The sequence below is a fragment of the Bacillus sp. V3-13 genome (assembly GCF_002860165.1).
In the GTDB taxonomy this organism is placed as follows: domain Bacteria; phylum Bacillota; class Bacilli; order Bacillales; family Cytobacillaceae; genus Bacillus_BJ.
In genome coordinates this window covers 1-18,815 of record NZ_PGUZ01000015.1, presented here as the reverse complement: position 1 = coordinate 18,815, position 18,815 = coordinate 1, and the positions used below count along the sequence as shown (strand labels likewise).

Here is an 18,815-nt window from a genome sequence, read left to right as displayed (position 1 = left end):
GTTGACAAAATGCCTTCTCATTTAGAAAAAAGATCCATACGATATCTGATTTATGGATTAATGGGCGTAACAGTGGTGATTCTTGCGGTTTTAGCTTATTATAATTGGATTTTAAGCGTGTTTGGGTTGGCTCTGGCTGCCCTTCCTTTTTATTTACTGATCATGCTTGATTATAAGCAGCGTAAAGAGACCGAGGATTACATCTCCACTTTATCCTACCGGGTCAAAAAGGTCGGGGAAGAAGCACTAATGGAGATGCCGATTGGAATTATGCTGATTAATGATGATTATATCATTGAGTGGACCAATCCATTTCTCGCCTCTTGTTTTCATGAGGATACACTTGTTGGAAGGTCACTGTATGATGCGGCCGATTCGCTGATTCCGATTATTAAGCAGGAAATAGAAACCGAAATTATCACAATTCATGACCGTAAATTCAGGGTGATTCATAAACGGGAAGAGCGCCTTCTTTACTTTTTTGATGTGACTGAACAAACAGAAATAGAGAAAATGTACCATGATGAACGTACTGTAATTGCGATTATCTTTTTAGACAACTATGATGAGCTAACACAGGCGATGGATGACCAAACCCGCAGCAACCTTAACAGCCTCGTCACCTCCATCCTGAATAAATGGGCAAATGAAAATGGCGTGTTCCTGAAAAGAGTTTCCTCGGAACGGTTTATTGCCATTTTCAATGAAAGCATTCTCCACTCACTGGAGAAGGGGAAATTTGCAGTATTGGATGAGGTTCGGGAAGCTACTTCCAAGCAGAATGTGCCGCTCACTTTAAGTATCGGCGTCGGAACAGGAGTTTCTTCTCTGCCCGAGCTTGGCTCGCTTGCCCAGTCAAGCCTGGATCTAGCGCTTGGACGGGGCGGTGACCAAGTCGCGATCAAACAGACAAATGGGAAAGTTAAGTTTTTTGGCGGTAAAACAAATCCAGTCGAAAAAAGAACGAGAGTCAGGGCTCGTGTTATTTCCCACGCCTTAAAAGAATTGGTGACTGAAAGCGATAAAGTGATCGTGATGGGCCATAAGAACCCGGATATGGACTCAATTGGTTCGGCAATTGGCATCCAGAAGGTCGCGAACATGAACGATCGGAAGGGTTATATCGTTATCGATAATGGAGAAATTGATACAGGTGTTAAGCGGCTTATGGAGGAAATTAAAAATCATGAAACGCTCAGGGAAAGTATCATAACTCCAGATCAAGCTCTTGAAATGGCTACGGATGATACACTTTTAGTCATTGTTGACACGCATAAGCCTTCTCTTGTGATTGATGAAAGGCTTGTGAACCGGATTGATAATGTTGTCGTGATCGATCATCATCGCCGCGGTGAGGAATTTGTGGAAAATCCGCTTCTCGTTTATATGGAGCCATATGCTTCGTCAACAGCGGAGCTTGTCACCGAACTGCTCGAATATCAGCCTAAACGCGGTAAAATTGATATGCTCGAAGCAACAGCCCTGCTGGCAGGAATCATTGTTGATACAAAAAGCTTTACTTTAAGGACGGGTTCAAGAACATTTGACGCAGCTTCCTATTTGCGCGGACAAGGTGCCGATACTGTTTTGGTCCAAAAGTTTTTGAAGGAAGATATCAATACTTTTGTAAGACGGGCAAAGCTGATTGAAACGGTTAACTTTTATCATGAAGGAATTGCGATCGCCCGCGGCAGGGAAGACGTTATACATGACCAGGTGCTCATCGCCCAGGCAGCCGACACCCTGTTGACGATGGACGGCGTGGCAGCATCATTTGTCATTTCGAGGCGGTCGGAAGATATGATTGGAATCAGTGCGCGTTCCCTTGGGGATGTGAATGTCCAGATCATCATGGAAATGCTCGATGGCGGGGGACATTTAACCAATGCGGCTACCCAACTGTCTAATACAACAATCAACGAAGCTGAAGAACGATTAAAAGCAGCGATAGATGAGTATTTAGAAGGGAGAACGAAAAAATGAAAGTGATCTTTTTAAAAGATGTAAAAGGAAAGGGAAAAAAAGGTGAAGTCAAGAATGTGGCAGATGGCTACGCCCAAAACTTTTTAATTAAGCAAGGCCTCGCCATCGAAGCGAATAACGCCAATATAAGCTCCTTAAATGCCCAAAAGAAAAAAGAAGAGAAACAGGCGGCCGAAGAACTTGAAGAAGCAAAAAGACTAAAGGAAAAGCTTGAAAAGGTTACGGTGGAATTATCGGCAAAAGCAGGGGAAGGCGGCCGCCTTTTCGGTTCAATCACAAGCAAACAAATTGCTGAAGAGCTGCAAAAGAAAGAAAAGATTAAAATCGATAAACGAAAAATTGAGCTGGATGATGCGATCCGCTCATTGGGTTACACAAAAGTACCGGTCAAGCTTCATACCGAGGTTACAGCTACTTTAAATGTTCATGTAAAAGAAGCAAACTAAAATTGGCAGTTCCATTCCTGAATAATCATGATAAAATAAAAGAGTTAAACAGTTAATGTGATCGGTTAAGCTGGTCACATTTTTTCTGGTTTTTTTTGAAAAATCATTCCTCTGGAAAAGGGAGGTTTGGAATGATGAGTGATTTATACGCAGATCGGCTTCCTCCGCAAAATATTGAAGCCGAACAAGCCGTTCTTGGAGCAATCTTTCTGGAACCGTCATCCTTGACGCTTGCATCGGAGATATTAATTCCAGAGGATTATTACCGGGCAGCCCATCAAAAGATTTTTAATGTCATGCTAAAATTAAATGATGAGGGGAAAGCGGTTGATTTAATCACCGTAACAGAAGAATTGGCAGCAGCCAAACTATTGGAAGACACAGGCGGCGTCAGCTACTTAAGTGAACTGGCAGGGTCTGTACCGACAGCAGCCAATATAGAGTATTATGCAAGAATCGTAGAGGAGAAGTCTTTACTGCGCCGTTTAATCCGCACTGCAACAGCAATTGCCCAGGACGGCTTTACGCGTGAAGATGAGGTTGAAGTCCTCCTTGGGGAAGCGGAAAAAAGTATTCTTGAAGTCGCACAGCGAAAAAACGCAGGTGCTTTTCATAATATTAAAGATGTGCTGGTGCGAACCTATGATAATATCGAAACAATGCATAATCGTGTTGGCGATATTACCGGAATTGCAACAGGTTTTGCTGAGCTTGATAAAATGACTGCGGGTTTTCAGCGAAATGATTTAATCATTGTTGGCGCCCGGCCTTCCGTTGGTAAGACCGCTTTCGCTTTAAATATTGCGCAAAACGTGGCTACGAAAACAGGGGAAAACATCGCGATCTTCAGTTTGGAGATGGGGGCAGAGCAGCTTGTCATGCGTATGCTGTGTGCTGAAGGAAATATAGATGCACAAAGGCTTAGGACCGGCTCCCTGACTGATGAGGATTGGGGAAAGTTGACGATGGCGATGGGCAGCCTGTCAAACGCCGGTATCTATATCGATGATACACCGGGAGTCAGGATCACCGACATTCGTTCAAAATGCCGCCGTTTAAAGCAGGAACATGGGTTGGGAATGATTTTAATCGATTACCTCCAGCTCATTTTGGGGAGCGGCCGTTCCGGAGAAAACAGACAGCAGGAAGTTTCGGAAATCTCGCGTTCTTTAAAGGCGCTTGCACGCGAGCTGCAGGTTCCTGTTATCGCCCTTTCCCAGCTTTCCCGCGGCGTTGAACAGCGCCAGGATAAGCGGCCAATGATGTCCGATATCCGTGAATCGGGAAGTATCGAGCAGGATGCCGATATTGTCGCATTTTTATACCGCGATGATTATTATGATAAAGAATCAGAGGACAAAAACATTATTGAAATTATCATTGCGAAACAGCGTAACGGCCCGACTGGAACCGTCAAGCTTGCTTTCGTAAAAGAATATAATAAGTTCGTCAACCTGGAAAGGCGTTTTGATGAATCATCAATGCCACCCGGAGCATAATAATGAATAAGGATCAGGTGGTTTAAACCGTCTGGTCCTTTTTAATAGATTTATATTTTTACGAACATATATTAATATTTTATTATAAAATGTTCGTGTTTTATTGACTTTTCTATGAAAGAGTTGATAAACTTAGGATGTTAAAATCGGAAAATAATTAATCATGATTTTTTGGAGGTGCTTCAATGTCTTCGGTTGTTGTGGTAGGTACACAGTGGGGAGATGAAGGAAAAGGAAAGATTACCGACTTTCTTTCGGAAAATGCTGAAGTAATTGCTCGATACCAGGGTGGTAACAACGCTGGACATACGATTCGCTTTGATGGTGAAACATACAAGCTGCATTTAATCCCATCAGGAATTTTTTATAAAGAGAAAATTTGTGTGATCGGCAACGGAATGGTCGTTGACCCGAAAGCACTAGTAAAGGAATTGGCCTACTTACATGAAAGAGGTGTGGAGACAGATAACTTGCGGATCAGTAATCGAGCCCATGTTATTTTGCCGTACCACTTAAAATTGGATGAGGTTGAAGAGGAAAGCAAAGGCGCAAATAAAATCGGAACCACGAAAAAGGGAATCGGCCCGGCGTATATGGATAAGGCTGCCCGGATTGGTATCCGCATTGCCGATTTGCTTGATCGGGAAGTATTTGAAGAAAAGCTTATCCGCAATCTTGAAGAAAAGAACCGTTTACTGGAACGAATTTACGATACTGAAGGGTTTACGATTGAAGAAATATTGGATGAGTATTATGAATACGGCCAGCAGATCAAACATTATGTATGTGATACTTCTGTTGTTCTAAATGATGCGCTAGATGAAGGAAGACGGGTGCTATTTGAAGGGGCCCAGGGAGTGATGCTTGATATCGACCAGGGGACATATCCTTTCGTCACATCTTCAAACCCTGTTGCAGGCGGAGTAACCATCGGTTCTGGTGTAGGGCCTACGAAAATCAAGCATGTGGTGGGTGTTTCAAAGGCATACACAACACGTGTAGGCGATGGTCCTTTCCCGACTGAATTAAATAATGAAATTGGCGATCAAATTCGCGAAGTAGGCCGGGAATATGGCACAACGACTGGGCGTCCCCGCCGTGTCGGCTGGTTTGACAGTGTCGTTGTCCGCCATGCCCGCCGTGTCAGCGGCATTACCGACCTTTCTTTAAATTCAATTGATGTTCTGACAGGCATTGAAACGTTAAAAATCTGCGTGGCCTACAAGCATAAAGGAGAAACGATCGAAGAGTTCCCGGCAAGCTTGAAGGTGCTGGCTGAATGTGAGCCTGTTTACGAAGAACTGCCAGGCTGGACGGAAGACATTACCGGCTGCAAATCTTTAGACGATCTGCCGGTGAATGCGCGTCATTATCTCGAGCGCGTTTCCCAGCTGACGGGAATCCCGCTTTCAATCTTTTCAGTAGGACCGGACCGTACTCAAACAAACGTTGTCCTCAGCCCATGGCGGCAAAATTAATCGAAAAAAACAGGAAGCCCTTATTTTCAGGGTCTTTCTGTTTTTTTTTATATAAAAATAAAGCCGGAGGTGTTTCCATATTGTTTTATAGGGAATTAATTAGTAGTTAAAAAAATATTGTACATTGAATTATTCCTATGTTAATATAAGAAACGTCGCTGTAAACATGGGGTGCTGAATACGAGCCATTAGCTCAGTCGGTAGAGCAGATTGCCTGCTTTGTTGGCAATCTGTGAGAAACACCGCTAGGTGTTTTGAACATCGTAGATGCGATTTCGCAAAATCAATTTGGGTATTGGATACTTATCTAAAACTAATATTATGCGAGCCATTAGCTCAGTCGGTAGAGCATCTGACTTTTAATCAGAGGGTCGAAGGTTCGAGTCCTTCATGGCTCACCATATTTTATGGCCCGTTGGTCAAGCGGTTAAGACACCGCCCTTTCACGGCGGTAACACGGGTTCGAATCCCGTACGGGTCATTTTTAAATACCATAGTCTCTAAGGCTAACAATGTTCAAAATAAGCAATTTAAATCCGTGTGCAAAGTGTAATTTTTTGATCAAATTGAACTTAAATATCTGGTCCCGTGGTGTAGCGGTTAACATGCCTGCCTGTCACGCAGGAGATCGCCGGTTCGATCCCGGTCGGGACCGCCATACATAATAATAGGCTCAGTGGCTCAGTAGCTCAGTCGGTAGAGCAGATTGCTCACATCAATGAAAAGCTTCTGTGGCAATCTGCGAGAAAGATCGTGAGATCTTTTGAGCAAAGGGTCAAACAGCATTTCGAAATTTAGGAACAACTTACAATTTGGCTCAGTAGCTCAGTCGGTAGAGCAAAGGACTGAAAATCCTTGTGTCGGCGGTTCGATTCCGTCCTGAGCCATCCCACAAAAAGAGACCGTACTAAAAGTATGCTCCCTTTTTGTAATCACTCTGTAATATTTATAGCTATTTTTCCCTATTTTCCGTTTATTGCCGTCATTCCATCATTTATTAATTTCAAAATGCCAGGAAGTGAAATGAACCTTGTAGACATAGGCTTTTTTTACCGCTACTTTTTCCTCGTTATCCCTTTTTATAATCCTCACAAATTCCAATAAAATGTTACTTTTCGTCAGATAATGTCAGTAATTATACATTTTTGTTACATTATAAAGACTATTTAAACTTGAATCTATCTTTATGGTAAAGTAGAGAAGTGTCAAAATTTGCTGAAACATGAAGATAGATAAATAGAACTATAAAAAGAAAGTGTTTTTCTCGGAGTTTAGGAGGAATTGTTACAATGGATAATTGGAAAAATAAACTGTCCAAACTTACGGGCAACACCAAAATAAAACAAGGTATTTTCACTGCATTTGCGGTCGCAGCATTATCATTTGGTACGGGAACGAATGCATTGGCGAATGAAGAAAGCTTAACAACTGTTTATTATGTTTACTTTGGTGATCAATACATAGGAACCGTGACAGATAAACATGTAGTCCAGAAACTAATTAACGAAAAACTGACTGCCGCGAAAGAATTAAACAGCAATCTCGATTTAACAATAGGCGATGACCTGACCTATATTCCCGAGCAGGTGTTTCGTACTAAAGCCAATGCAAACAATGAAGAAGTTTTAAAAAAGCTTGAGACTGAATTAACGGTAGGTGCAGAAGCAACTGCATTGGTCATCGACGGTCAACAAATTGCTTATGTAAAAGATAAAAGCACTGCCGAAGCGGTGATCAAACAACTGAAGCTTCAATATGTTACAGAAGAGCAGCTAAAAGAGCTTGAAGGAAGAGCAGCTGCTGACCCAAATAGCTTACCACCTTTAAAAGAAAACGAAACTCGTATATTAGACGTTCAATTAACAAAAGAAGTTTCATTTTCTGAAGCAAAAACTACCCCGAATAATATTTTATCCGTGGATGAAGCTGTAGCGCTTTTGCAAAAAGGAACGCTGGAAGAAAAGAAATATCAGGTGCAAGAGGGTGATGTTCTTGGCTCGATTGCCAATGACCATAATTTAAAACTTGCCGAGTTGATCGCGATAAATCCTGGTTTAAATGAGGATACTGTTCTCCAAATCGGTGATGAAGTCAATATCACATTCTTGCAGCCGTATGTTCACGTCAACGTCAAAAAGGAAGTTTTTAAACAAGAGAACATTCCTTTTCAAAATGAAACAGTTGAAGATGCTTCAATGCCTAAAGGGGAGTCGCAGGTTAAGCAGGAAGGCAAGGACGGCTTACGCAATGTAACCTATGCAATTTCTGAACAAAATGGCCAAGTGGTTGAACAACAAGTTTTGAAAGAAGAAGTATTGCAGGAAGCTGTAAACCACGTTGTTGTAAAGGGAACAAAAGTCATTCCATCCCGCGGTGAAGGGTCTTTTGTATGGCCGGCTGTTGGCGGCTATGTTTCAAGCAAGATGGGGTATCGCTGGGAGAAAATGCACAAGGGCATCGATATTGCCAGGCCGAGTGACCGGACGATCAAAGCTGCTGATAATGGAATCGTCGTTTCTGCAGGCTGGGATGGCGGTTACGGGAATAAAATTGTGATCGATCATCAAAACGGTTTCCGGACCGTTTACGCTCACCTCGATTCGATGACTGTCAGCGCCGGCCAAACGGTTGAACGCGGTTCTAAAATTGGCGTCATGGGCGCAACCGGAGATTCAACAGGCGTTCACTTACACTTTGAACTATACAAAAATGGTAATCTTGAAGATCCATTAAACTATATACGTTAGAAATGAATAAGAAGTCTCCAGTGGCAGCTGGAGACTTCTTTATCTTTTATATCAGACTCGCCTGCCCAAGAAGTTTTATCCAAATCGTGATCAAAATTTACTAATAGATGAATTCATTTTTATAACATGGTAAAGTAAAATAGAGTACATTTGTCTATGAAATGCAAAGATAGTCCATATAATAGAAAATAGAAAAAAGGAGAAAAGGTATGGAGAAAAAAATTCTGGTTGTAGACGATGAAAAACCAATTGCAGATATCCTGCAATTTAATTTAAAAAAAGAGGGCTATGATGTTTATTGTGCCTACGATGGCAACAGCGCGGTCGAAATGGTCGAAGAAATAAAACCGGATTTGATTTTGCTCGATATTATGCTTCCGCAAAGAGATGGGATGGAAGTGTGCCGGGAAGTTCGAAAGAAGTACGAAATGCCGATTATCATGCTGACTGCGAAGGATTCTGAAATCGATAAAGTATTGGGGCTGGAGCTCGGCGCGGACGATTATGTAACAAAGCCGTTCAGTACAAGGGAGCTAATTGCCCGGGTAAAAGCGAACCTGCGCCGACACCAGCAAATTGCTCTAACAGCGGGTGAGGAAGAAGAATCAAATGAAATTTCGATTGGTTCGCTAACCATCCATCCCGATGCATATATCGTCTCCAAACGCGGAGAATCGATTGAGTTGACGCATCGTGAATTTGAACTGCTGCATTACCTGGCGAAGCATATCGGACAGGTGATGACGAGAGAACATTTATTGCAGACGGTTTGGGGTTATGACTATTACGGGGATGTTCGCACCGTCGATGTTACGGTCAGAAGGCTTAGAGAAAAGATTGAAGATAACCCGAGCCATCCGACATGGATTGTAACAAGAAGAGGAGTCGGTTACTATTTGCAAAATCCTGAACAGGAGTAAGGTTAATTAATGAAAAAAGTAGGATTCTTCCGATCCATCCATTTGAAGCTTGTGATTATATATGTGTTGTTGATTTTAATCGCGATGCAGATTATCGGCGTCTATTTTGTACGGCAGCTGGAGCAATCACTGCTGACAAACTTTAAGACTTCCATGCAGGGAAGAGTCGATCTGCTTGCCTATAGTCTTAAAGAAGAAATGGTAAAGGAACGTACCGAGGACGATCCAAAACTGCAGGATGATATTAGTGATATTTTATTGGACTATCAGGCGATTGATATATCAGAGGTAAGATTAATTGAAAGTGGGAGTTTGAGGATTCTTGGTTCTTCTGATCCTGATAGTCAGGATGTGGTAGGCCAGCGGACAACAGAGCTCCTTGTAAAAAGGTCCATTGTCCTAAAAGAAGAGGAAAGCGAGATTAGGATTGACCCACAAACCGGCAATCGAATCTGGGTTTTGTCGGCACCTGTTCTCTCCGACGGGGACGCGATCGGTGCTGTCTACCTGGTCGCGAAGATCGAAAACGTCTTTACGCAAATGAAGCAAATCAACAGTATTTTTGCGACTGGAACTGCTATTGCCCTGGTTTTCACTGCATTGCTGGGTATTTTGCTCGCCCAAATGATCACACGTCCGATCGCCGATATGAGAAAACAGGCATTGGCCATGTCAAAAGGAAACTTTTCAAGAAAAGTAAAAGTGTATGGCTATGATGAAATTGGCCATCTCGCGATTACCTTTAATAACTTAACGAAAAAGCTGCAAGAAGCCCAGGCCACGACTGAAGGAGAAAGAAGAAAACTTTCGTCCGTCCTTTCTTATATGACGGATGGAGTGATCGCAACAGACAGAAGAGGCCGGGTTATTCTGATTAATGAACCTGCTGCAAAGCTTCTGAATGTTTCACGTGAAACAGTCTTGTCCCAGCCGATTGTGGAGCTTTTAGATTTGGAAGAAGAATATACGTTTGAGGATCTGCTTGAGGAAACTGAATCGGTGATTCTCGATTATAGCACCAATAATAAACCGTATATTCTTCGAGCAAACTTTTCCGTCATTCAAAAAGAGACCGGCTTCGTTAATGGGTTGATAACAGTTTTACATGATATTACCGAGCAGGAGAAAATCGATATGGAACGGCGCGAATTTGTCGCCAATGTCTCTCATGAACTGAGAACACCGCTGACAACGATGAGAAGCTATTTAGAGGCTCTCGCCGATGGCGCCTGGAAAGACGAGGAGATTGCCCCAAATTTTTTAAATGTGGCGCAGACGGAAACAGAAAGAATGATTCGCCTCGTGAATGACCTTCTGCAGCTGTCGAAAATGGACAGCAAGGATTACCAGATGAAAAAAGAGTGGCTGGAGTTTATTAAGTTTTTCCATCGGATTATTGACCGGTTTGAATTAACAAAAAAGCAAAATGTTACATTCAAAAGGAATCTTCCTGACCAGTCTATTTTTGTTGAGGCCGATGAAGATAAATTGACCCAGATTTTAGATAATATTATCTCCAACGCCTTAAAATATTCGCCTGAAGGGGGAGAAATTGCTTTCAATGTTGAAGTGCAGGAGGATCAAATCCTCGTAAGCGTGGCGGATCAGGGCGTAGGAATTCCAAAAGAGAATCTTGATAATATTTTCGATCGTTTCTACCGCGTTGACAAGGCAAGAACAAGGAAGCTCGGCGGCACCGGACTGGGCCTTGCGATTGCAAAGGAAATGGTAAATGCCCACGGCGGAGAAATTTGGGCCGAAAGTGTGGAAGGGCATGGAACAACGATCTATTTCACCCTGCCATATGATCGTTCGGAAGAGGATGATTGGTCATGACATATGAAAATATAAAAACTGCCATATTGACTGTATTGGTCTTAATAAGCGGAATTTTGACCTGGAATCTCTGGACTTTTCAGCCGAATTTCGACACAATGGACAACTCGGATTATTTAAATGAAGTAGCGCTTACGGATCACAAGGAAGTCAGCAAAATCGTCAAGCCGGACCGGATTATCTACCATATTAACGAATCCCATTTTGGCACAAATAATAGTGCGGATATCGATAAATTGATCCGCGAAATGAGCAGCTGGAATTTTTATGAGACAAAAAATATGACGACTGCACTGCAAGACCTGCCCCAACTGATACATGGACAAGGAAACATTGAAATCATTTTTCCTGACTTAGTTCCCATCGGGCTTTATAAAAATGTCTTGAAAATAGAGAATGAAAATTTTCCGGATTTTAAGTTCGACCGGATGGTTGTTGATATTGAACCAGACCAGGAAGAAGGAAAAGTTTACTTTGTCAACTACGGGAAAAAAGAAGATCAACAGGTGTTTATGAGCCATATCAATTCGCCAAAACTAATCCGGTTTTATAAGGAATATTACGGGGCTGCGTCGCAATTATCCGTTTATTTCCCGGTGAACATCCACGAAAATAAAACGATTTTTTTGCCTGAACTTGCAATCGGCATGACGAAATATAAATATCTTTCCTACCGGCTGAGCTCGGAAAAATTCAAGGATGCACTGTTCGGTGATCCGAGCTTCGTGCAAAAAAACGTAATCGAATCAAGTGAAGAGTACATTGACAGCTCAAGCATGATGACTGTCGACCACCAACAAAAAATATTGGAATATGTCAATCCCGTCGGGGAGAATGACATGTTAAACGATGCAACTGAATTATTGCAGGAAAGCATTGATTTTGTAAACACACATGGTGGTTGGACGGATGCATACCGTTATGCTGGCATGGATGAAGCAAACCAGCGTGTCACCTTCAGATTTTATGACTTAAAAGGTTACCCGGTGTTTAGCGACACCGGCATTTCCGAGATTTCTCAAGTATGGGGCCAAAATGAAATATATAAATATACACGTCCAAATTTTATTTTGGATGTTCCGTTACTATCGGAAATGAGCGAAGTAACGCTGTCTTCCGGCCAGGCGGCCATCGACTATTTAAAGGGAACAAAAGGATTCAACCTGGAGCTGCTCGAGGATGTGGTTCCAGGCTATAAAATGTCGATTGACGAGGAAAATTCAAACTTTATTGAACTTACTCCCTATTGGTACTATAGATACGATGGCAGCTGGAACCGCATTTCGATGAATGAACCGGGAGGGGTAAAGAATGGATTGGAGTAGAATAAAAACGATCTTTATCCTGACATTTCTCGTTCTCGACATTTATCTGACCTATGAATTTTTGAAGTTTCGGGATGAAAATAAGTTTGAATTAAGCACTGAAACCTCGATTGAAGATAAATTGGCCGCCGATGAAATCGACTATCCGGACTTTCCAAAAGATCCAATTCGTGATCAATACTTAAGCGCCAAGCCTAAAACCTTCAGCAAGGAGGAGCTTCAGTCATTATCCGGCCAGAATACCTTTGTTGAGGGGTCGACCATTCAGGTTGTCTTAAAAGAACCTGTTAAGCTCAGCAAGGATTTTAAGCCCGCCGATTTGAATTCTTTATTGAAAAATGACGTATTGCGCGGCAGCGACTACAAGTTTTGGGAGAAGAATGACGAAGAAGGAACGATCACCTACTATCAAAAATATAAAGAAAAATACTTATACAAAAACACGAATGGAAGCCTTGTATTTTTATTGAATGACCAAAACGAAGTTTTTTCGTACACGCAGACATATCTTGAAGAAATTGAAGAGCTTACCGAAAAAGAAGAAGTTCTAAAACCGCTAAAAGCGATTGAAACTCTCTATCAAAAAGGAATGCTGGCACCAGAAAGCGAAATTACCAAGGTGGAGCTTGGCTATTACACTCTCGAACAGCTGTCTGCCTCGCAAGTATTAACCCCGGCATGGCGGGTCGTCGTCAATGACGAAGAAAACTTTTTTGTGAATGCGTTTGAAGGGCAAATTATTCAACTATCAGACGGAGAAAAAAATAAACTGGAGTGAAGGCGATGACTTTGCATTTTAGTGTTCTCGCAAGCGGGAGTACCGGAAATGCGATCTATGTGGAGACGGAGGAACATTCGTTTTTAGTGGATAGCGGATTGAGCGGGAAACAAATGGAAGCCTTATTTCAACATATCGACCGCAAGATGGACAAGCTGAGCGGAATTTTAGTAACGCATGAGCACAGCGATCATATCAAAGGTCTCGGAGTGATTGCCCGGAAATATAGGCTTCCGATCTATGCCAATGAAAAAACATGGAGAGCGATGGACGGATTGATCGGTGAGATTCCGCTAGAGCAAAAGTTTACGTTTGGGATGGAGACGGTGAAAAGCTTCGGTTCACTTGATATCGAATCTTTTGGCGTGTCGCATGATGCTGCCGAACCGATGTTTTACGTCTTTCATCTAGGCGGCAAAAAGCTGGTGCTGATTACCGATACCGGTTATGTAAGCGACCGCATGAAAGGAATCATTTCCAATGCCGACACCTATGTGTTCGAGAGCAATCATGATGTGCAAATGCTCAGGATGGGCCGCTATCCATGGAATGTAAAAAGGCGGATACTTAGCGATTTCGGGCACGTTTCCAATGAGGATGCAGCGATCGCGATGAGCGAAGTCGTTGGCGATAACACGAAACGTATCTACCTGGCCCATCTAAGCCAGGATAACAATATTAAGGATCTGGCGCGGATGTCAGTAACACAGACGTTGGAAAGCAGGGGGCTGATCGCGGGTGAACAGTTTAACCTTTATGATACCGACCCGAAAATTCCGACCGTCCTTACTGCTGTTTAAGGTTTATGAATATACAATTACGATAATTTTAAGAATGAAGGTCTTTATATAGGGCATTCATTCTTTTTTTTGTATAAAAAATGGGTCATCGCGCTCCGCTCCGGCTGGCAAACTCCATAAAAAATATGAACAAACTCGTAAGATTTGTTGGCGGAAAACGTATTCTTTAGAAATTTTAAAGCGAAAGAGTATAATAATTTGTAAGAGGGAGAATAACTCTTAGCTAATCGCAGGAGTGGAAAGGATGAGGTTTTGTGGGCTATTACGATCAAGATTATGAAGGCCGTTATCAAAAACAAAAGGGAAACAAAGGCGGCTTTTTCCTGGCAAGCCTGTTAGGGGCGATTCTCGGGGCACTGCTCGTCATTATTGCTATTCCCCAGCTATCCAACCTGAATATGCTGCCTTATAATGTAGCACCCAATGAAAATGGACAAACAACTGATAACAATCAAAATCAAGACCCGGGGATCACCAGGAATGTTTCGCTCGATGTCACTTCCGATATCACAGAAGCGGTTGATAAAGCCGGAGATGCAGTCGTCGGGATTTCCAATATCCAATCAACAAGCTTTTGGTCGGAAAATGACGGAGGCGAGCCAGCTGGAACGGGTTCCGGAGTGATTTATAAGAAAGAAGGCGACAGGGCATACGTTGTCACCAATCATCACGTCATTGCAGGGGCTAGAAGCCTTGAGGTCAGCCTTCCAGACGGGACAAAAGTTCCAGCTGAGCTCCTCGGGAGTGACGTATTAACAGACCTGGCCGTTTTAGAGATCGATGGCACAGAGGTTAAAAGTGTAGCTGAGTTCGGAAATTCCGAAGCATTAAAGATTGGCGAGCCTGTTATTGCGATCGGAAATCCGCTTGGGCCAATTTTTTCAGGGTCGGTCACGCAGGGAATTATTTCGGGACTGGAAAGGACTATCCCGGTTGATATCAATGAGGACGGTGTGGTTGACTGGAATGCAGAGGTCATCCAAACGGACGCGGCCATTAACCCGGGCAACAGCGGCGGGGCACTTGTGAATATCCAGGGTCAAGTTGTCGGGATAAACTCGATGAAAATTGCCCAGCAAGCAGTCGAAGGGATCGGGTTAACGATTCCGATCACTTTTGCGCAACCGATCATCAATGATCTTGAAAAGTTTGGGGAGGTAAGGCGCCCATACATGGGCATAGATTTGCGGTCTGTTAATGAAATCGCTGCTTATTACCAACAGGAAGCATTAAAGCTGCCGAGAGATGTCGATTATGGCGTAGCGATTGTCGGGGTTCAGCCAAATTCTCCAGCAGCACGGGCCGGCCTGCAGGAAATGGACGTGATTGTCGAAATGGATGGAACCAAAATTACCGATGTCCTTGCGCTGCGCAAGCATCTTTACAATGAGAAGGAAATCGGCGAGCAATTGACCGTCAAATATTACAGAAACGGCCAGCTTCAGGAAACAACCATGACGCTTGCAGGCGAATCTTTATAACGAATTGTGGATAAATGACAAAGCAGAAAGCTCACAGCAGCCTTTCTGCTTTTTCCATATTGTTAACATGATATGTGGATAAGTGAAGTGGTTTTATGTACTATAAAAAGAGGTACAAAATATGAAACAGAATTCGGAGACACACTGTTATAAGGAATCATCCTTTTTGGCATCTAAGTACATCAAATATTGTAATGAAGGGGTTTAATGAATGATTTATTGCTGTGGGGAACATGTAGAATTAGCACTCGATGTGGTTGTAGATGAATATGAAACAGCACCGAAATTTGAGAAAATAACAGAAGAAAACGGCCTGTTGACAACCTGTGGATACTGCGAAAAGCCAGCTGTATATATGGTAGCGAACGAGTGATCCCATACTAAATGTGGGCAATGTTTGTGGACATGTGGATAACTTCTGTGGATATCTTGTTTGTAAACTGTTTGTAAAGGAAGAGTAAACTGTGAATATCTCGATTGTAACAGTCGGTAAACTAAAAGAAAAATATTTGAAACAAGGAATAGACGAATACTTAAAACGATTGACCAGCTATGCCAAAGTTGAAGTCATCGAAGTTGCCGACGAAAAAGCACCTGAAGTGCTAAGCTCTCTTGAGATGGAGCAAGTGAAGCAGAAGGAAGCTGAGCGGATCCTTGCCAAAATCAGTCCCGATACATATGTTATTGCCCTGGCAATAGAGGGAAAACAGAAGTCGTCGGAGGAGCTTGCGGACACTCTGGATCGGCTTGCTATATACGGAAAAAGAAAAATTGCCTTCGTAATTGGCGGCTCATTGGGGCTCAGTGATGATGTATTGAAGCGTGCCGATGAAAAGCTTTCGTTTTCAAAGATGACTTTTCCACACCAGCTTATGCGGTTGATATTGGTTGAGCAGATTTACCGGGCTTTTCGGATTAATCGGGGGGAACCGTATCATAAATAACGGTAAACCTTAATAAAAAAAGTGGACAAAATAAATTTGTCCACTCAAGTTAAATTAACCTACATTATGTACCCCTTGTAATACATTTAAAGTACGCTTTACATAAGCAAGTAATTCTGTGTAATCTAGATGTTCTGAATCTGCATAAGGATTTTTGTCATGGTGGAATTTTTTACTGTAATCATTAATATCCTCGAGCTCCGTAAGTTGATTTTTCATTCTCTTTAAGGATTCAGTCTCTCCCTGCCTAACTTTATCAATAAAATTTCCTAGCCACTCATTACTTTTAAAGTCAGCTGGAAAACGAATCCGTAAGTTCCCCTCAAGTAGCGGGCGAATGCATCTTGCAACTGATCTAGGGTCCACTTCAGTTTTTCCTTCGAGAAAATCAGCTAAAGTAAAATAACTTTGGTAATAATCAGATTTAGTTTCAGTTTCAATGTCCCAGTTTCCTATTGTACTATCTGTGGCACCATCTCTTTTTATACATAATTGAGTTAAAAGAGTTTTTTTATCAGCATACTTACTCCAGAGCGCTCTCGCAAAGTAAGTGTCATGTGTTAATACTAAAACTTGTCTTGCATGATTAGAGTATCTAACCACTTGATCTGCTGTATAGCCTTTTCTATGGTTATCCATACTTGAAATCGGATCATCAAAAATGAGTATTTTTCGTTCAATGTCAGGGTCAGTTTCTAATTTTGCCAAGAAGAATGCAAAAGCCAAGCTACTTTTGTCTCCTTCACTCAATGTATTTCTAAATGACGGAGTGGTTAATGGTGATTTTTCATTTCCAAGTTGGACAGGAACATTATTGATTGATAATGAGAAATTACTACTAGGCTTTCCTCCTAAGAAGCTTGATTTGTAATCAGATATTTTAAAGCTAGCTCCACATCTTTCTAAATGCCAATTAATACGTGTTTCGTACTTTTGAAATATTTCTTCAGTATATTGATTTAATTCTTCCTTTACTTGACTCTTTGAATTGTTTAGCTTTTTTATTTTACCTAATATTAGATTATATTTATTAATCAAATCAGATTTTTCACTAGAATAACGTAGTTGAGTATTCTTTAAGCGTTCCAAAGTAACTTTTTCGTTTTGTAATGACAATTTATGTAAAGATAATTTTCTTTCATCAATTTTTTTATTAATGGATTCAATTTGTTCATTGTAGCTTGAAATGTTGGTTAAAATTGCTTGATACTGATTATTCTTTTCAATAATCTCATTTGAGATTATTATCTGCTCCAAAGGAGAGCGTTTTTTATTCTCTATTATCTCGGTTATAGCAACAGTGAATACCTCCCAAGTTTTGTTTATGCTTTCAACATCTAATGTTAGTTCTTCATCTAAAATAATATGGTTTTGCCAGAAAGATAATAACTTGAGGTTTGAATTTAAATTTGTTTGAAGGAGGGAAAGTGTATCAAATCCAAATTTTTCTTTGAAAGATGTATCGAGTGTATTAATGAATTTAATAGCTTTTTGATATTCAGAACTAAAATATGTTTTAAATGCCGTAACGATTTCGACTCCACTAATAACCTGCTTACAGAAAGGACATTGGTCATTTTCTATTTTACTAACCCCATATTCAAGCCACTTTTCACCGTTCTTATCAAGTATTTCCTTTATATGTTGTTTTGTTAATGCTTCTGCCTGATCATTAATTAAATTAAGTGTAATCCCAGTCAAACTCGTTTCAAACTTTTTAAGATCGAAAGAGGGAAGGTTTAGCTTAGTAAGTTTTTGCTTATTTTTTATTGCTGACTCTTGCCCAAGTGATTGCAATGATCTCTCAATCTTTTTAATTTCTTCTTCAAGTTTCTCTTTTTTTGGTAGTTTAATAAAGTCATTTACTGATAGGACACCTTGAATACCAATTTTAATCGAGTTTTCTAGGTCCTTTTTATTTGTATTTTCTATTTTAAGTTGGGCTTCTATTTCATCAAGCTGATTTGCCTTTTCTACACCTTGTTTTCCAATTGTAAACAGGTATAAATGCTTCTTTTGATCATGCTCAATTATATTTTTTGAATAGATATTTTGTGTAATGTAAGTTGAATCAAATATTTCAAACTCATAATTGGGTTTATTGTCCCATATACCTCCTTTAAATTTATAGTTTTTTGAATCACATAAAATATTAATAAATTGCTCTCCAGAACCTCCAAGAGTTTTTCTACCAATAATGAGTTCAGAGTTTTGGTCGTTTAATGAACGTAAGATATGTGATAAAGTTGTTTTTCCACGACCGTTCTCAGAATAAATAATATTCATTCGATTAAAATTGCTGGTACCTTGTGCAGATAATGAACGGAATTTTCCAGTGTTTTTTATACTAATAATTTTATTGATCATGATTAATGCCTCCTTATTTACAGAGTTTGAAATTATAATTAATTGGAAAATTCTACATCAATAGATAAAAATCCTCTTTTTTCTACATTAAGTTAGAATTTATATGGTATATTTATCCTAAAATGATTGGTGAGGCAATTGTAGAGATTAGGTAGTGTAAAAAGTTCTATGAAAACTCGGCTTTGAGGGTTCCGTTCTGCCACAAAACAGA

General features: G+C 41.0%; 14 protein-coding genes and 4 tRNA genes. 17 read left to right on the top strand and 1 reads right to left on the bottom strand.

Going from position 1 to position 18,815, the window contains the following annotated elements; translation table 11 throughout:
• The first annotated feature begins 9 nt into the window (after positions 1-9).
• The 17 genes from CU633_RS06160 to rlmH all read left to right on the top strand — a co-directional run bounded on the left by CU633_RS06160 (position 10) and on the right by rlmH (position 16,237).
• On the top strand, positions 10-1,983 hold the full coding sequence (locus tag CU633_RS06160) for a DHH family phosphoesterase (protein ID WP_101658849.1): 1,974 nt from the start codon (positions 10-12) through the stop codon (positions 1,981-1,983).
• Positions 1,980-2,429 (top strand): 50S ribosomal protein L9, encoded by a 450-nt coding sequence (gene rplI / locus CU633_RS06155; RefSeq protein ID WP_101658848.1) that lies wholly within the window; start codon positions 1,980-1,982, stop codon positions 2,427-2,429. Before CU633_RS06160 ends, rplI begins: the two co-directional genes overlap by 4 nt.
• A gap of 134 nt (positions 2,430-2,563) precedes the next feature.
• Positions 2,564-3,928 (top strand): replicative DNA helicase, encoded by a 1,365-nt coding sequence (gene dnaB, locus CU633_RS06150; protein WP_101658872.1) that lies wholly within the window; start codon positions 2,564-2,566, stop codon positions 3,926-3,928.
• A 185-nt stretch (positions 3,929-4,113) separates the two neighbouring features.
• Positions 4,114-5,406, top strand: a complete 1,293-nt coding sequence (locus CU633_RS06145) for an adenylosuccinate synthase (protein WP_101658847.1) — start codon at positions 4,114-4,116, stop codon at positions 5,404-5,406.
• A 325-nt stretch (positions 5,407-5,731) separates the two neighbouring features.
• Positions 5,732-5,807: transfer RNA gene (locus tag CU633_RS06140), tRNA-Lys, on the top strand.
• Positions 5,808-5,815: 8 nt separating this feature from the next.
• Positions 5,816-5,887, top strand: a tRNA-Glu gene (locus CU633_RS06135).
• 101 nt (positions 5,888-5,988) lie between these two features.
• A tRNA-Asp gene (locus CU633_RS06130) sits at positions 5,989-6,064 on the top strand.
• A gap of 156 nt (positions 6,065-6,220) precedes the next feature.
• Positions 6,221-6,293, top strand: a tRNA-Phe gene (locus tag CU633_RS06125).
• A 402-nt stretch (positions 6,294-6,695) separates the two neighbouring features.
• The gene (locus CU633_RS06120; RefSeq protein ID WP_101658846.1) at positions 6,696-8,153 is read left to right on the top strand and encodes a peptidoglycan DD-metalloendopeptidase family protein; all 1,458 of its coding nucleotides are present in this window, start codon (positions 6,696-6,698) and stop codon (positions 8,151-8,153) included.
• A 209-nt stretch (positions 8,154-8,362) separates the two neighbouring features.
• Positions 8,363-9,073 (top strand): response regulator YycF, encoded by a 711-nt coding sequence (gene yycF, locus CU633_RS06115; RefSeq protein ID WP_101658845.1) that lies wholly within the window; start codon positions 8,363-8,365, stop codon positions 9,071-9,073.
• A gap of 9 nt (positions 9,074-9,082) precedes the next feature.
• The gene (gene walK, locus CU633_RS06110) at positions 9,083-10,909 is read left to right on the top strand and encodes a cell wall metabolism sensor histidine kinase WalK (RefSeq protein ID WP_101658844.1); all 1,827 of its coding nucleotides are present in this window, start codon (positions 9,083-9,085) and stop codon (positions 10,907-10,909) included.
• Positions 10,906-12,234 carry a YycH family regulatory protein gene (locus CU633_RS06105; RefSeq protein WP_101658843.1) on the top strand — a complete coding sequence of 443 codons (1,329 nt, stop codon included), beginning with the start codon at positions 10,906-10,908 and terminating at the stop codon, positions 12,232-12,234. Before walK ends, CU633_RS06105 begins: the two co-directional genes overlap by 4 nt.
• A complete protein-coding gene (locus CU633_RS06100; RefSeq protein ID WP_101658842.1) occupies positions 12,221-13,012 on the top strand; it encodes a two-component system regulatory protein YycI in 792 nt (263 codons plus the stop codon). Before CU633_RS06105 ends, CU633_RS06100 begins: the two co-directional genes overlap by 14 nt.
• A gap of 5 nt (positions 13,013-13,017) precedes the next feature.
• Positions 13,018-13,812 (top strand): MBL fold metallo-hydrolase, encoded by a 795-nt coding sequence (locus CU633_RS06095; RefSeq protein ID WP_101658841.1) that lies wholly within the window; start codon positions 13,018-13,020, stop codon positions 13,810-13,812.
• Positions 13,813-14,066: 254 nt separating this feature from the next.
• Entirely contained in the window at positions 14,067-15,293 is a 1,227-nt protein-coding gene (locus CU633_RS06090; RefSeq protein WP_101658840.1) for a S1C family serine protease, read from the top strand.
• 211 nt (positions 15,294-15,504) lie between these two features.
• A complete protein-coding gene (locus CU633_RS06085; RefSeq protein ID WP_101658839.1) occupies positions 15,505-15,666 on the top strand; it encodes a CxxH/CxxC protein in 162 nt (53 codons plus the stop codon).
• Positions 15,667-15,757: 91 nt separating this feature from the next.
• Positions 15,758-16,237 carry a 23S rRNA (pseudouridine(1915)-N(3))-methyltransferase RlmH gene (rlmH, locus tag CU633_RS06080; RefSeq protein WP_101658838.1) on the top strand — a complete coding sequence of 160 codons (480 nt, stop codon included), beginning with the start codon at positions 15,758-15,760 and terminating at the stop codon, positions 16,235-16,237.
• 54 nt (positions 16,238-16,291) lie between these two features.
• Here the strand turns inward: rlmH and CU633_RS06075 are convergent, their stop codons facing one another.
• On the bottom strand, positions 16,292-18,604 hold the full coding sequence (locus tag CU633_RS06075; RefSeq protein ID WP_101658837.1) for an AAA family ATPase: 2,313 nt from the start codon (positions 18,602-18,604) through the stop codon (positions 16,292-16,294).
• Positions 18,605-18,815: the final 211 nt, after the last annotated feature.

Bases quoted from the DNA above. Each gene is read 5' to 3' on its own strand.
- CU633_RS06145 (WP_101658847.1), top strand. From the start codon at position 4,114: ATGTCTTCGGTTGTTGTGGTAGGTACACAGTGGGGAGATGAAGGAAAA.
- walK (WP_101658844.1), top strand. From the start codon at position 9,083: ATGAAAAAAGTAGGATTCTTCCGATCCATCCATTTGAAGCTTGTGATT.
- dnaB (WP_101658872.1), top strand. From the start codon at position 2,564: ATGAGTGATTTATACGCAGATCGGCTTCCTCCGCAAAATATTGAAGCC.
- CU633_RS06085 (WP_101658839.1), top strand. From the start codon at position 15,505: ATGATTTATTGCTGTGGGGAACATGTAGAATTAGCACTCGATGTGGTT.
- CU633_RS06075 (WP_101658837.1), bottom strand. From the start codon at position 18,604: ATGATCAATAAAATTATTAGTATAAAAAACACTGGAAAATTCCGTTCA.
- CU633_RS06095 (WP_101658841.1), top strand. From the start codon at position 13,018: ATGACTTTGCATTTTAGTGTTCTCGCAAGCGGGAGTACCGGAAATGCG.
- yycF (WP_101658845.1), top strand. From the start codon at position 8,363: ATGGAGAAAAAAATTCTGGTTGTAGACGATGAAAAACCAATTGCAGAT.
- rplI (WP_101658848.1), top strand. From the start codon at position 1,980: ATGAAAGTGATCTTTTTAAAAGATGTAAAAGGAAAGGGAAAAAAAGGT.
- CU633_RS06100 (WP_101658842.1), top strand. From the start codon at position 12,221: ATGGATTGGAGTAGAATAAAAACGATCTTTATCCTGACATTTCTCGTT.
- CU633_RS06105 (WP_101658843.1), top strand. From the start codon at position 10,906: ATGACATATGAAAATATAAAAACTGCCATATTGACTGTATTGGTCTTA.
- CU633_RS06160 (WP_101658849.1), top strand. From the start codon at position 10: ATGCCTTCTCATTTAGAAAAAAGATCCATACGATATCTGATTTATGGA.
- CU633_RS06120 (WP_101658846.1), top strand. From the start codon at position 6,696: ATGGATAATTGGAAAAATAAACTGTCCAAACTTACGGGCAACACCAAA.